General features: G+C 48.4%; 15 protein-coding genes. 5 read left to right on the forward strand and 10 right to left on the reverse strand.

The annotated features are described in order from the left end of the window. Positions 1-78 precede the first annotated feature (78 nt). Positions 79-1,404, reverse strand: coding sequence for an ABC transporter substrate-binding protein (locus E2980_RS20050; protein ID WP_240703115.1), 1,326 nt, complete (start codon positions 1,402-1,404; stop codon positions 79-81). A 195-nt stretch (positions 1,405-1,599) separates the two neighbouring features. Between E2980_RS20050 and E2980_RS20055 the strand changes: the two genes are divergently transcribed. Both E2980_RS20055 and E2980_RS20060 read left to right on the forward strand, forming a co-directional pair. Further along, positions 1,600-3,378 (forward strand): cache domain-containing sensor histidine kinase, encoded by a 1,779-nt coding sequence (locus E2980_RS20055; RefSeq protein WP_135154007.1) that lies wholly within the window; start codon positions 1,600-1,602, stop codon positions 3,376-3,378. A gap of 18 nt (positions 3,379-3,396) precedes the next feature. Then, complete coding sequence (locus tag E2980_RS20060) at positions 3,397-4,905, forward strand: response regulator transcription factor (RefSeq protein ID WP_135154008.1); 1,509 nt, start codon at positions 3,397-3,399, stop codon at positions 4,903-4,905. Here the strand turns inward: E2980_RS20060 and E2980_RS20065 are convergent. The 4 genes from E2980_RS20065 to E2980_RS20080 form a co-directional block, all read right to left on the reverse strand. After that, the gene (locus E2980_RS20065; protein ID WP_135154009.1) at positions 4,895-6,595 is read right to left on the reverse strand and encodes a sigma-54 interaction domain-containing protein; all 1,701 of its coding nucleotides are present in this window, start codon (positions 6,593-6,595) and stop codon (positions 4,895-4,897) included. The two genes, E2980_RS20060 and E2980_RS20065, sit on opposite strands and share 11 nt — an antisense overlap. Before the next feature lie 100 nt (positions 6,596-6,695). Further along, positions 6,696-7,901, reverse strand: coding sequence for an ornithine--oxo-acid transaminase (locus E2980_RS20070; protein WP_135154010.1), 1,206 nt, complete (start codon positions 7,899-7,901; stop codon positions 6,696-6,698). An 81-nt stretch (positions 7,902-7,982) separates the two neighbouring features. Beyond that, entirely contained in the window at positions 7,983-8,741 is a 759-nt protein-coding gene (gene tatC / locus E2980_RS20075; protein WP_135154011.1) for a twin-arginine translocase subunit TatC, read from the reverse strand. A 6-nt stretch (positions 8,742-8,747) separates the two neighbouring features. Further along, a complete protein-coding gene (locus E2980_RS20080) occupies positions 8,748-8,996 on the reverse strand; it encodes a MerR family transcriptional regulator (protein ID WP_135154012.1) in 249 nt (82 codons plus the stop codon). 332 nt (positions 8,997-9,328) lie between these two features. Between E2980_RS20080 and E2980_RS20085 the strand changes: the two genes are divergently transcribed. From E2980_RS20085 to E2980_RS20095, 3 genes are read left to right on the forward strand one after another with little or no spacing between them, the layout of a single operon-like run. Then, positions 9,329-10,933 (forward strand): flavin monoamine oxidase family protein, encoded by a 1,605-nt coding sequence (locus E2980_RS20085; protein ID WP_135154013.1) that lies wholly within the window; start codon positions 9,329-9,331, stop codon positions 10,931-10,933. A 33-nt stretch (positions 10,934-10,966) separates the two neighbouring features. After that, the gene (locus E2980_RS20090) at positions 10,967-11,494 is read left to right on the forward strand and encodes a RidA family protein (RefSeq protein WP_135154014.1); all 528 of its coding nucleotides are present in this window, start codon (positions 10,967-10,969) and stop codon (positions 11,492-11,494) included. A gap of 46 nt (positions 11,495-11,540) precedes the next feature. Further along, on the forward strand, positions 11,541-11,723 hold the full coding sequence (locus E2980_RS20095) for a twin-arginine translocase TatA/TatE family subunit (protein ID WP_135154015.1): 183 nt from the start codon (positions 11,541-11,543) through the stop codon (positions 11,721-11,723). 167 nt (positions 11,724-11,890) lie between these two features. On the opposite strand, the gene E2980_RS25195 is transcribed toward E2980_RS20095, so the two are convergent. The 5 genes from E2980_RS25195 to E2980_RS24365 form a co-directional block, all read right to left on the reverse strand. Beyond that, the gene (locus E2980_RS25195; protein WP_135154016.1) at positions 11,891-12,325 is read right to left on the reverse strand and encodes a DUF2569 family protein; all 435 of its coding nucleotides are present in this window, start codon (positions 12,323-12,325) and stop codon (positions 11,891-11,893) included. Next, positions 12,325-13,032, reverse strand: coding sequence for a hypothetical protein (locus E2980_RS20105; protein WP_135154017.1), 708 nt, complete (start codon positions 13,030-13,032; stop codon positions 12,325-12,327). Before E2980_RS20105 ends, E2980_RS25195 begins: the two co-directional genes overlap by 1 nt. Positions 13,033-13,494: 462 nt before the next feature. After that, positions 13,495-14,067 (reverse strand): hypothetical protein, encoded by a 573-nt coding sequence (locus E2980_RS20110; RefSeq protein WP_135154018.1) that lies wholly within the window; start codon positions 14,065-14,067, stop codon positions 13,495-13,497. Positions 14,068-14,177: 110 nt separating this feature from the next. Next, on the reverse strand, positions 14,178-14,354 hold the full coding sequence (locus E2980_RS24360) for a hypothetical protein (protein WP_167747197.1): 177 nt from the start codon (positions 14,352-14,354) through the stop codon (positions 14,178-14,180). A gap of 127 nt (positions 14,355-14,481) precedes the next feature. Beyond that, entirely contained in the window at positions 14,482-14,655 is a 174-nt protein-coding gene (locus E2980_RS24365) for a hypothetical protein (RefSeq protein WP_167747198.1), read from the reverse strand. Between the last annotated feature and the right edge of the window lie 139 nt (positions 14,656-14,794).

Consider the following 14,794-nt stretch of genomic DNA (forward strand, 5'->3'; position numbering starts at 1 on the left):
TCCATTACAGCTTTGGGCAGAATAAAGCCCGAAGGGCTTTATTCTGCCTGGGCTTTATTCTGCCTGATGTTCAGTCGATTAGAAACCGGAAACGCCCTTATCCTTCATCAGTTGGCTGAACTTGTCGTTCCAATCCGCCAACACTTCCTCAGGCGTTTTGCCGCCTGCAAACTGATCCTGCAAGCTTCTATACAGCTCGCTTCGGTCAACTAACATGTAAGCATCCGTTGTCAGCACCGTTTTCTTCGGAGTGATGTATTGGTCGACGATATCCTGCTTATACTCCGGAAGCTCCGGTGTCGTAACATCGCTGAAGATGGATACGTATTTTCTTTGGTCAACGATCTTCTGCGCCACTTCCTTCGTGGCTATATAATCCAGGAACTTCTTGGCTTCGGCCATATGCTTAGCCTTCTTGGGTATAAACAGCTGACCTCCTAGCGGGCTCGCGCCAAGGCTGGCTCCTTCAGACGAAGGGATTGCGAATAGCCCCAAGTGAATGTTCGGATCTTTCTCGGCCACATTCTCGATGAGCCAATCGCCCATGAACATCATGGCGACTTCCTTGTTCAGGAATTTGCCTACGGCCATATCGTAGCTGTCGCTAAGAATATCCGTGTTCGTGTAGCCCTTCTTGTACACATCGTACTGCTGTTGAAGGAACGTTTCGAATTCCGGAATATCGGTCCATTTTTTACGATTCGCGTTCAGGTCATCAAACAGCGCAGGTTCGTTCTTCGCCGCATAATCGGCGAATGCGGCTGCCGGCCAGATGTTAGCAGCCCAGTTATCCTTGAACGGCATAAAGACCGGCGTGATTCCACTTGCCTTGATCTTCTCGCATACAGCCAGGAACTCTTCGAAATTTTGCGGAATCGACAGGCCCAGTTCCTTGAACATATCCTTGTTGTAGACAACGCCCTGCATCCCTGTATCCTGGCTCACATGGAAGCTGTACACATGTCCATAAGCGGAAAGGACATCCTTGTTCAGGAGACGACTTACCCACGGCTCGTTGTCGAGAATTTCAAAGTTCCGTTCCAGATTAAGGTCGGTTGTAGCGCTGGCCAGATTGTACTGGATAATATCGGGCGTCTCGTCCACCGCCAGCTTCGTTTGAAGAACGGTCGACGTTTGTTCGGCGGGAAGCAGTTGAAGATTGACATGGATATTTGTTTTTTCTTCGAATTCATCCAGAAGATCCTGTGCGACGAAAGCCGAATCCTGCGAGCTTTTGGAGATGGCCAATTCAATCGTGACTTTCTCGCCTTTGTTGCCGTTATTGCTGCCGCCGTTGCTTGCGGAACTTTCGGAATTGGAGTTTCCAGAGCCGCAAGCGGCCAGCGAAACCGACATCAACCCGGCAATCATGCCAATTGCAATCCTTTTCATTGCGTAATTCAAATCTAATCCCCCCGTGTATAAATTTATGTTCATCAGCTTGAATGCGGTTACAGGTTCGATTATAGACGCTCTCCCCCGCCGGGTACATGTTTGCCATTTACTATTCTTGTGTAATATTCTGAACCCAATTAAGCTTGTCCATAAAGAGATCCGAGTGGTACAGTAGGAGCATTAAAGAGTACAAGGAGGATACAGTTGGCTACCTCGAACGGAAAACTCAACAACGGCAACTATCAAGCCAGCCTTCAAACGAAGTTTTTTCTGACGTTCGTTATCCTGCTCTTGATCGTGCTCGGCTGTTTTTTGATTTACGTCAACTGGCTGGTTATCAAACCCCTTAAAGAGAGGACCGAGAACGAGAAGCTGATGACGGCCGCCAAAGTGAGCGACCAGGTAGACATCTATATCAACAACCAGAATCAGCTTTCGCAACGTATTCTATCCAACAAGGAGATTTTCACTTCTTTATCGGATGAATTCCGCTCGACTCCTACCATTGAGGGACTGACCCGAAGCCGAAAGCTCAAGACGATCATGTTTCAGGCTCTCGGTCCGAGCATGAACATCCGGGATATGATTATTTACGACCTTCAAGGTAAGGCAATCGCCTCGTTTATCGGTTACGATACCAATCCGCCTTCTCTCAAGCCCTTTCTGGAAGATAGCTCGACTGCGGGACAGTGGAGCAAGAGCAGTTATATTTTAACTCGCCAGCAGACGGGTATCGTGTCGTTTATTCGCGCGATCATGAACCAGAACGGGGAGGTATTCGGCTATTTATCGATACAATTGGATCAAGCTTATCTGCAAATACCGGCGAACGGCGTAGCGGTCGGAGACGTCATCATACTCGATCAAGAGGGCCAGGTGATCTCGAGCTCGCGAAATGCGGCAGTGGAAGAAACGGTTCCCAACCTCGTAAAACCTACCGTGAGCAGCGGGATATACATGGATAGCTCTCAAAATTATATCGCCTATTATCAGTCAGCCAACACGGGATGGACAACCTACCTTGTGACGCCTAAGAAGTCCGTGCTCGGGCCCGTCAATTCGGTCAAATATATATCCATTTTGCTTATTACGTCATTGATGCTATTCTCGTTCTTTTACATTTATTTTTCCGCCAAAAATTTGCTCCTGCCGATTCGCAAGCTCCGCAGTCAAATTTTGCGCGTCAATTATAGCAACATGAATGTTAAGGTAGACAGCCGCCGCTCGCACAATAACGAACTGATTATGCTTAACGTAGCTTTCCAGGAGCTTCTCGAACGGCTGCAGCAGTCCATCGAGAGAGAAAAATTGGCGCTGCACGAAGAAGTGATGGCCAGAAACTCGGCACTGCAGGCGCAGATTGCTCCCCATTTTATTCATAATGTGCTTTATCTTATCAGCATTGCCGCACAGGAAGGCAAGAACGATGTGGTGTCGGACATGTGCAAGCATTTGTCGGACAGTCTGCGCTATATCGTGTCATCTCCTTACCAGCACGTTACGATGGCCGATGAATTGGAGCACGCGAGACATTATTTATCGTTGGTTCAACAAAAATACGAGGACGATTTGGAGTGGGAGATCGAGGCGGACGAAAACGTCGGACTTATTCATTTGCCTCGACTGGTCATTCAGCCGTTCGTGGAAAACTGCATCGAGCATGCTTTTAAGAATACCGCCCCTCCTTGGCGCATTCAGATTCGGGTTAAGCTATTCAACGGAGTATGGGCCATTGAAATCAGCGATAACGGAAACGGGTTCGAAACGGATAAAATCAAGGAGATATTGGCCAATATTGATGAATCCGAATCAGGAGCGCAAGAGCTTCATACGTACACTTCAGGCATTGGCAACATGGGCATAGTCAACACCGTAAACCGGCTCAAGCTGATGTACAAAAACCGTCTGTTCTTTAATGTATACAACGAAGGCGAAGGCGCCACGGTACAGATTATCGCATCGTTGACGAAGGACTTCTACTGATCGAGGGAGGGGAAAGCCATGTTTACCGCATTGATCGCCGAAGACAGCAAGCCGATCCTGCGCAACATTAAAGCGCTCCTTCAATCGACGGATTTGCCGATCCGCGTCGCGGCTACGGCATCCAACGGCGAAGAAGCGCTCGAATATATCCGGCAGCAGCCGGTGGATATCTTGCTGACCGACATTCGGATGCCGAAGATGGATGGCCTTGCTCTCATCGAGCAGGCCAAACGCATATATCCGCAATTAAAGGTCGTTCTCATCAGCGGTTATAACGATTTCGAGTATACGCGCAAAGCTCTGAATTTGCAGGTTTTCGATTACTTGCTCAAGCCTGTCGAGCGTCATCAGCTTCTCGAGGTAATGGAACGAATCATTGTCCAATTAAACGAGCGGCAGGTCAGCGATACCGAAATGTTCCAGGACATTCTCGATGCCTATTTCCGCACGGAGATGAGGCTGGGGCCCGACTTTCACGATCAGGCCAAGATTCCGCTCGTACTCCGCAAGCAGCCGTTCACTCCGGGATCGGACTCATGGAGGCAGGAATTTCTGCAAGAATGCTTAACCAAAGCTTACGCGCCGCATGCCTGTTGGGTTTTCCCGACGCATACGCCGCAGCAGTTTCTCGTCCTGGTTAACATTTCAATTAAGGAAAAGTATCCTTCAGCCTTTGATTGCATGGATTCAACCCGACGGCATTTGCTTGCTCACGGCGTTCACGCATCTATTGGCGGTCAGCTTCAGCCTGTAGAGCCGGGCAAGCTGACGGAGTATTACCGGAAAGTGTCCCGGCTGCTGAACGAGCAGCTATCCATCGCAAGCCCGCTGCTTCTGGACGCCGGCGATCAAATTTCTCTAGGTATGCCGGGAAATGGCGACATGGAAAAGCTTGCGGGGAGCTTCGCGGAGATGATTCGCCAGCGTCAGAAGGAACGCTTCGCGTTGAAGCTTTCCGAGCAGTTGATGAAGTGGCAAAGCGGGAACATCCGAATTGCCGAGCTGGTAAGGTTCATATCGGTAATGACCGATACGTTCAGCACCTTATTGTCGGAGCAGGATCCTTGGAACAAGCTGAAGCTGGCGGAGAAATCAAAGCTGTTGATCGAGAATGACAGCTATGCCGACTTCTGCAAAGGGCTGCTGGACTGGGCCGAACAATGCTTCGAGATGCTGCAAGCCCAGAATAGAAAGAGCGGATACGAATTGTTCCAACAAATCGACGGATTCGTACAGATGAATATGTATTCGCACGTGTCCATAACCGATTTGGCGCTCAAGTTCCACGTGAGCCCTTCTTATATCAGCCGAATCATTAAAAGATATTCGCAAAGTACATTCGTGCACTACTATATGCAATTGAAAATCAAAGAGGCTTGCAGGCTCATGGAAGCCAAGCCGGATATGAAGATTAAAGAGGTGTCGGACGCGTTATCGTTCAGCGACCAGCACTATTTCTCCAAAGTATTCAAGGAGTACGCAGGCTGCAGCCCAACGGAGTATAAGGAGCATACCTTTAAAGCTTGATTCCGTTTTCTTTTATTTTATTATAAAGCGTTCCTCTGGAGATACCGAGAAGTTTGGCGGCGGCGCTTTTATTTCCGTAAACTTTGCGCAACGCTTCGTAAATAATTGCATTCTCTTCCTGATCGGTCAGTCGCGCTTTCAAGATCATATCTTCCTCTTCCATCTTGCCGCCAACTTGCTGAAGCTCCGAAATCAAACCTTGGGGAAGATGTTCTACGGATATGGCGCCGCCATCGCCGAGCACGACGATTCGTTCGACGACATTACGCAGTTCCCCTATATTTCCGGGCCAATCATAATTCATCAGCGCGGTCATGACATCCCTATCGAGCTTAGGAACATGTTTATTGTACTGCCATGAAAATTCTCGTATGAACGCCTGCACAAGCTCGGGAATATCTTCCGTTCGCTCGCGGAGGGGCGGCATTTCAATCCTCATCACTTCTAATTTATAGTACAACTCTTCCAAGAAGTGACCGTCCTCCATCTGGGATTGCAGCGAGGCGGATGTCGCAGCGATGATTCGCGTATCCGCTCGAACGGATTCCCCTCCGCCGATACGTTTGAAAGAGCCGCTTTTAATAAATTGCAACAGCTTCAACTGAATATGGGGCGGCATCTTGTCGATATCTTTCAGCAGTAGAGTACCTCCCGCCGCCAGCTCGAGCTTTCCCGAGTTTCCTTGGTCCTCTTGACTGGTAAACGCCCCTCCCTGGTATCCGAACAACTCGGTTTCCAGAAGTCCTCCCGGAAGCGCTCCGCAATGAATCGTGTAAAATGAAGCGTCTTTTCGTCCTGCTCCGTGATGAATCGCTTGCGCCAGCGTTTCTTTGCCCGATCCCGCCTCGCCTGTCAGAAGGACTGGCGCATGGATACGGGTAAATTTTTGCGCAAGCTCCAAAACGCGCTTAAAGACAGGGCCTGAACCGATAATGGCGGCAAAAGACCTGTCTTGTTCTATCTTTGAGGGTACGGCGGAGTAAAGCTCTTCGTTTAAACGGACAATTCGAGTGATGTCCTGTTCCGTGGCGATCCCGCCAATGATTGTACCGTTATCCATAATAGGAGATGCGCTGATCAGCACATGGGTATCGGGAGTCGGTTGATGATAAATTTGCCGGACGGGGCGCCCCTCATCCAATATCCGTTGCAGCATAATCGACTCTTGGTCGAAATGCTCGGCGACTTTCCTGCCGATGATCGTTTCCTTGCGGATCCCATAAACCTGTTCGGCAGCCTCATTCCAATAAATAACCCGTCCTTCTTGGTCGACTGCCGTGACGGCGTCATTGACCGTCTCGACCAATGCGGTAAAGTAAGAGGTTAAACGTCTTTTTTCATGAATCAAGCATTCTATGATCGCACGAGACGTTGCCACGCCCCGAATATCCGACGGATCTTCTCCTATCAGTACAGGCCTGTCAGAAGTTAGTTCCAGTTCCATAAGCCGAGATAACGGACAGACGGGCGAATCAGGAAATTTCGCGCTTTTAATCCATTCCCGCAGCGACATCTTTGGATCCGACAGTTCCAATAACATGGATTCGCTGTCGGCAACGGCATACGCAAGCTTATCTATAAAAATAACAAAACGGTTTTGTTGCAACAACGCCCGCGCTTGTGCCAGGGAGACATCTTTCTCGACCAAAACAAAAGACGAGTCGATACTCAGCTGTTCAAAATTGAACATGTTCGGTAATATCCTTTCCGAAGTGACTCTTCTTATTAACTTATCACAGAAGAGAAACAATTCCAATCCGATACGAATCGGAGGGAAAGGACGAGAAGGATTAAGGTTTAAGCATAGATGCGAAAACATGCTGGATGCGTTCCGCCGCCCAGTGCAAATCGGCCTCCGAGATGACAAGCGGCGGCGCGAGACGGATGACCTTCTCGTGCGTCTCCTTGCATAGCAGCCCGGCTTGCTTCAGCATCTCGCAATAGGGACGTGCAGGCCCCGTTGTCTCGATCGCGATAAACAAGCCCTTGCCTCGGACCTCGACGATGCCCGGGTGGCGAATCCGTCTCAGCTTCGCAAGTAGATCCGCTCCGAGCGACAAGGATCTCTCCGCGAGACGCTCCTCCTCCGTCACCCGCAACGCCGCGACCGCGACCGCGCTGGCAAGCGGATTGCCGCCGAAGGTCGAGCCGTGCGAACCCGGCTCGAATACTCCGAGAATGCCGCTGTCCGCCGCGACGGCCGATACCGGGAGCACGCCTCCTCCGAGCGCTTTGCCCATGATATATACGTCGGGAACGACATCCTCCCAATCGCACGCGAACCGCTTGCCGGTGCGGCCGAAACCTGTCTGGATCTCGTCCGCCATGAGCAATACTTCCCGCTCCCGGCATAACGCCGCCGCTCCTCGTAAATAACCGTCCGGCGGAATAACGATTCCAGCTTCCCCTTGAATGGGCTCGACCAGAAACGCGGCCGTGTTCGGCGAGATCGCCCTCTCAAGCGCTTCCACATCCCCGTACGGAATGATCTTGAAGCCGGGCAGGAACGGACCGAAATGCTCGCGGTATGCGGGCTCCGAGGAGAACGAAGTGGCGGCGAGCGTCCGTCCGTGAAAATTGCCCTCGCACACGATAATTTCCACCTGGTTATCGGGAATCCCTTTCACCCGGTATCCCCAACGGCGAGCCGCCTTAACGGCCGTCTCGACCGCCTCCACTCCCGTGTTCATCGGCAGCATCGTGTTTTTGCCGGTCAATTCCGTTACCAGCTCCATCAGTTCTGCCAACGGTTCATTATAAAAGGCTCGAGAAGTTAACGTAACGAGATCGGCCTGACGCTTTAAAGCTTCAATAATTCGCGGATGCCTGTGTCCCTGATTGAGCGCGGAGTAGCCGCTCAGCATATCCATATACCGTTGACCTTGTTGATCCTCGACCCACACGCCTTCCGCCTTGGCAATGACGATCGGCAGCGGATGATAATTGTGAGCTCCGAGACGTTCCGTAATGGTGATCGTGTCCCTGGATTGATTCATTGTATCCCTCCATACGTCTCAGATAAACGGGAGAAGTTATATCTCCATCAGTGTAAGTCAGGAACGGAAATTCATCAACCGCTAACTCGCTTTCGCCTGTATATTCGAGAGCGACATGCGCTCTTCTCGCCTGCGAAACACAATGCGGGAAAGCCATACGCTGCCCTCGTACAGGATGACCAGAGGAATCAGCACGATGAATGCCGATAGGAAGTCGGGCGGCGTAATCGCGGTGGATATGATCACCAGCACCAAGTAGGCGACGCGGCGCATCTTGTTGAGTTTCTGCGGCGTCAATAAGCCGATGCTGGTCAGGAACATGACGACGATAGGGAGCTCGAACGCGATGGCGACCGGGATCACGATATTGAACATGGATCTAAAGTAATGGCTCACGCCGTAAGTTTCGACGAGATTCATCCGTTCGGCGACGGAAGAGACGAAGGAGAAGCTCATCGGGAACACGACATAATAGCCGAACGCAAGGCCGACGATCATGCAGCCGAGGCTAAAGGGAATATAGCGGAGGGTGGCGGCTTGCTCTTGTACGCTCAGCCCTATTTTCACGAAGGACCACAGCTGTTGCATGGCGAAAGGGAGCGTCACGACCATGGCGAGCGCGGCGGAAACGGTCATGTACATCTGAATGCCGTCCCAGGGAGAGAACACGTTCCACGTCATGCCGGAGGCGGGAGGGACGCTTTTCATATAGTTCAAGAGACGCGGCGCAAAGAACATGCCTCCGATCATGCTGATAGCGAAGACGATCGCCACCGCGATCAGACGCTTGCGCAGCTCGCTTACGTGACTCAAGACGGGCATCTTGAAAGGTTGGCCCATTCTCCGTCAGCTCCTTCCGGAATCAAACTTAAGCAAGCTTGCGGCCGATCTGCGTAGATCATAAGTACGAAATCCGTCTTTCATTTTCAAATGGATCACTTTCAATTTTTCGACATCCTCGAACGAAAACTTTCGTGCGCCTCCCCTAGATCGACGGGGGAAAATCAATTGCTTCTCCTCGTAATAACGAATTTGCCGCTCGGTGAGTCCGGTCAATTCGCGCACGGTGCCGATGCTAATGACCTTATCGTTCATCATGACGCCTCCCTTACCTCGTGGAATTGGCTTGCAAACCATTGCGACATTCATGTCACATAAAGTAACACGAATAGGCTTTGGACGAGATTCTATCAATTGCGGATGCAAATGACAATGGTCGTCTAGCACCATATAAATAACAAGGATGTAAAGTAATTCCACGGAATTCCCGGGTCTAGGGACGCACATTCTCTATTTTTATCGCTATGTACTATTATGATAAAAAACGGTGATGTAAGGGTTTCTCACTCAAAAATAGATACGTCGGTAAAACCCATGCTACATTGTCGGTGCGAAGACTACCTTCATGGCAGATGGGAGTGACGGGGATGGAAACGAAAGAAGCTCCAAACGAAATCACGAGAAGGCAATTCCTGACGACGGTGGGCAAAATCGGCGGAGGCGCCGCGGTCTTCAGCGTAATGGGAACGCTGGGGCTGCTTTCGCCGGAGACGCTGAAGGCGGCGGAATACGAGCCGCCAGGCATGAACGACCTGAAGCATTCGAACCGCAACGGCAAGAAGGTCGTCATTCTGGGAGCGGGCGTCGCCGGGATGACAGCCGCCTACGAGCTAGGCCTCGCCGGGTACGATTGCACGATCCTGGAAGCGAGAACGCGCTCGGGAGGCCGTGTTTGGTCGGTGCGCAAAGGAACGGCGAATACGGAGGTCGGCGGGACGAAACAGATCGCGCGATTCGACAACGGCATGTATTTCAACGCTGGCCCCATGCGAATTCCGCAGTTCCACGTCACCATGGAATACATCAGGAAATTCGGCGTCCCGATCGAGCCGTTCAACAACGTAAACGATCACGCCTATTACTACAACGAGAACGTCGGAGAGCTGTCTAGCCAGAAGATACGCAAGCGCGCGGCCAAAGCCGACGTTCGCGGCTACGTCAGCGAGATGATGGCGAAGGCCGTCAATCTTCAGGCGCTGGATTTGCCGCTCACGCCGGAGGAGAAGGAGAAGCTTGTTGAATATCTGCGCGCGGAAGGGGGTCTCGATAAGGATCTGTTCTACAAGGGGACTTCCAGGGGCGGTTACAAAGACGAGCCGGGTTCCGGTCTCGATGCCGGGGTCCTTCGCGATCCGTTCAGCATGAAGGCGATCATCAATTCCGGCTTCGGGAACTTCTTGAGCAGCGAGTACAGCTACGATCAGCAGATGATGATGTTCCATCCGATCGGCGGCATGGATGCCGTCTCGAACGCGTTCGAGAGCCGGCTGAAGGGCAAGATCCAGTTTAATGCCGAGGTAACGGAGATCAAACAATCGAACAATAGCGTCACCGTCGAGTACAAGGACCTCGTGACGGGCAAGATGAAGCAGGCGATGGGCGACTTCTGCATCTGCACGATTCCGCTGACCGTGCTGAAGTCGATCAAAGCCGACTTTTCCCCGGAGATGAAGAGCGCCATCGACAGCGTCGGCTACGCCTCGGCGGGCAAGATCGGCCTGCAGTTCAAGCGCCGGTTCTGGGAGGAGGACGAACAGATCTACGGCGGGAACTCGCTTACGAACATGGACATCTCGTCGATCTATTATCCTCCGACCCGGTATAACGACAAGAAAGGGCTTCTGCTCGGTTACTACAACTTCGGCGCAAATGCGGATAAGCTGGGGGCCATGACTTACCAGCAGCGGGAAGCTCATGCGCTGACGCAAGGCGCCAAGATCCATCCGCAATATTATAAGGAATTCGAAGCGTCGTTCTCCGTCGATTGGAAGAAGATCAAGTACAATCTCGGAGGCTGGGTATCTTATACCGGCGACCAACGGCAGACGATTTACCCGACGCTCTGCAAACCGGACCGCAACGTGTACCTCGCCGGAGAGCATATGAGCTACATTACGGCTTGGCAGGCAGGCGCGATCGAATCGGCGCGCGAGGTCGTGACGGCGATCCACCAGCGGGTCATGCAATCCTAACATTATCAACTTATCGGTCGAGGGGGATTCCGTATGAAGATAGGCAATAAGGCAAAAGTGATAATCGGCGCGTCGTTGCTGTCGTGCTTCGTGGGAGCAAGCGTGTATGCCGCCACTTATAAACCCGTTCACAAGGTGACTTACTTCGGGACGGAGACGTCTTCGATCTCCAGCGCAGTCGCTATCCCGAAGGACGTGGCGTCGTTCTGGACGAGCGGAACCGTGCCGCCGGTCCTCAACAGGGACGGCAAGACGATCTATGAAAAATACGGCAATACACAGACGCAAGGGGAAGGTATTTTGAAAGGTATAGAGGCGCAGTTGAAGGAACAAGGACTGTCGCTAAAAGACGTCACTTACCTGCGCGTATACGTCGCGCCGGATGCGGCGCTCGGCGGGAAGCCGGACTACCAAGGCTGGTTCGGCGCTTATGCGAAGTACTTCAACACGAAGGACAACCCGACGAAGCCGGCCCGTTCTACCGTCGGCGTCTCGAGCCTCGTCAACTCCGATTGGCTGATCGAGATCGAAGCGTTCGCTGCTTATCCGAAGAGTAAATAGCATTAGGAAAGAGCAAAAACCATCCTATACAAACGGAGCTGATCTTATGCTGCAAAGCATCGGTTTTCCCGGACTTCTCATGATTCTCGTCGTTGTGCTCATTCTCTTCGGACCATCCAAGCTGCCGGAGCTGGGCAGGGCCGTCGGGCGCACCCTGCATGAATTCAAATCGTCGGCCAAGGATCTCGTCGCCGACACGAAGGAAGAAGTCGTAGAACCGAAGCCTTAACGGAGGGAAATTCATAGACCCATAAACGTGCTTCCATAGGCGCTTATGGGTCTATTTGGCATATCTACGTTTTCATTGTTGTTAAAACACTTTTTGCTTCCAAGATACTTATTTGACTTCAAGTAAGATGTTTCGCATCGCTAATCGCTATTGACCGTTTAGTGCAATTAACCTCCTTCTTTGGGCTCTGCTCCCTTGAATGTATTCCAAATTCTTTTGGATTTAATAAAATAAACGATCCATATCATTCCTAAAACGAACCCAACGATTAACTCGATCCAATCCACTAAGCCTTTTCGCGAATCTACAAAATAAAGGGTTGATGCCCCTAAGTAAAATGACTCCGCAATGACTATAAACATTGGCGTGTATGATTTTTTTAAGCAGATGAAAATGATAGAAAGAGTAGTCAGTACCAACACCAATAGGTAATCGACAATCTCGTAAACTAATTTATAATGAACGATGTTAAATTCGTTTAATATATAGTAGCTAGTGTACAAGCCCCACAGATTTAAGAATATACTAATGATGGAGATGACAAGATACACTAATAGCCAACCCTTGATTCCGATTAGATGATCGCTGTTTTTAACCGACATTACATTCCACTTTCCTTAATGTTCATATTTAAAATGAATCCAAGTTTAATTAGATATCTAGAAAAATTATCCAAGAAATCCTGATTGCTATCATGATTAGAATCAATAAAGTTCAAAACATAACAACATCCTTCAGAACTGTACGTTGCTATCTTCATCGAATCCAATAGAACAGCCAAATTCTTACCCGCGGTTCCGTATAAGGCTATTTCAAATTCATGCTCGCTGTTGTCCTGACACTCCGAGGCTTTAATTATGGTTTTGATATCATCTTTTAGAGCAATAACATCGTCCGCCGAACCCAGTTTTACATAAGTTGTATAATCTTTTCGCACATAATTTCCATAGAAGCTTTTATTTATAAAAGCCCCGCTTTTTTCAAGAATTCCAATGATGTATAGTATGCATTCCCCGACTTTTTGAATGTAAAGATCAAATTCCAAGTCCGTTATATTCTCCCGAATTGCAGCCATAAAAGCATCTGATTGAATAGACAAATTATAATTATCATACGTCCTAATGGAAATAATTGTGGCTAATACTAGGCTATTAATATTAAATTCAATATGTAGGTCTTTCAAATTCGAGCGAATCCATTTTTCATCCACAATAGAATGTCCTTTATGCAATAAATAACCTGAGAGTTCATCGCGAAAATGGATACTATCAAGATATCCGCGACGAAATTTGATACTATCCGAATTCAATGACTTCCCTCCTTTATGATTGTGGGCGCTTGTACGTACATTTTGCTGGACTTGCATTCCCAACGGATGAAGCTTTACTGAAAATGCATGCTCTATCTGGCCATGATGGAAGTCTCCCCTTCAGAAGTATCCTCAGAGCATAGCGGACTCATTATTAATTGTAAAACTAAATCTACATACTCGTATTCAGATCAAACTTACCAATCGTCTAAATCTTCAATACCGTCTATACTAATACGGCTCATTTCTGGGATATCAATAGCATTGCACTGTCCTTTAGACTAATTTGACTTTCATCAAACCTGATCTCTCCCGAGTCAATGCAGATTCTTTTAGTTTCTTTCTATTCGTTATTATTTTTAAATCAAACAGTACACTATGTTTTGATAACTGGACTAACAGATACTCTCTACAACTTTATTTTGCACACTTAACAAAAGTCGACGTTTTCCAAACTCTTCTTTAATCTTCTACGGGCCATGCATGATACCAGTGATATGATATCGTCTTTAACTTAAAGGTATGTGGAGAATTTGCAAATTTAGGTTTTTTCCCATCTGTTGTATAGACCAATGAATATCGGCCATTTTCTATTTCAAAAGCTACCTCATTTTTTCTAACTCTAATTAAGGATAAATATGCCATATCGCCATGACGAAAAGCTTTTTCCACAATTTTCAAAAGAGATTCTTGCTCTTTTTGGCTCATCGTTACTTCAACGAACTTTTCAGTGTTGACATTTTCATATCTTAAATTGACTGTTTCATCAGGATTCTCATTTACAATTATATAAGAGTTTACAATTATATAAGAGTCCTTCATTTGACCTTTGCTATACTCACGATAAGCCAAGTTCGCTATAGTCTGGAAATCGCTTTTATAGGTATCAAAATCTCTTACTTTGTACTCCCAAACAGGCACCAGAAAAGTCCCTAGTAAAAAAATACCAACCCCTAATAACACACTAAATGAAATGATGGCTATCAATAACAATTTAATTAACGATTTAATTTTTTTTGTTTTTATTAATTTCATTCAATCAATCCTTTCTTAATTGTTTCTGAGAATATTACTTTTACAACTTTTCATCAAACTCAATAATGGTTTGAAAAGGCTTGTGTCTTCTTTTAATGCTGTATAATGTTCTAAAATATATACCATGACCTTAAACCTACCCATTCTCTTTGATCAGTTACGTCCTCTTCATCCAATGTCACTTTCGTTAGTTGTCCGAGCGCATTCCATTCGAATTTGCTGCGGCTGTCGGTAAGCAGACTACCTTGGTCGTCATACGTATAGTCGTATTCCTCGTAACGGGTCAAGTTCTCCCGATGAACGAGTTAATTGCGGGTATTATACGTATAATTCGTCCCGATGACGGTATATCCTTTGCCGACTTCGCGGATGCGTTAACTATAACCCGTCATCAGATCCCGTTGTTCTGACGTTCTAAAAGTTCGGTGTGAACGGATAGAACAATCGAATTTTCTTGTTATGCTTCTCGATTCCATTAGAAAGTTCATCGGATTCGGCATGTGCTGCATAAGTCTGAAAAAGGAACAAGCTGCCGTCGGTTGAATACTGGACGACAGCCTGATTCATAGGCTCAATAAGTAAATTCATTATATTTATATTCTATATAGACGGCAATAAAGAAGCCGTTATATCTATATCTTAATGCAAAGTCGATCAATAATTTTCATCGGACTTTTGCTTATTTCGTCAGTAAAGCCTTTTACTGCAGTTCTTATCTCGTCTACGG

Origin of the sequence: Cohnella luojiensis (assembly GCF_004564235.1) — a bacterium.
Lineage (GTDB): Bacteria > Bacillota > Bacilli > Paenibacillales > Paenibacillaceae > Cohnella > Cohnella luojiensis.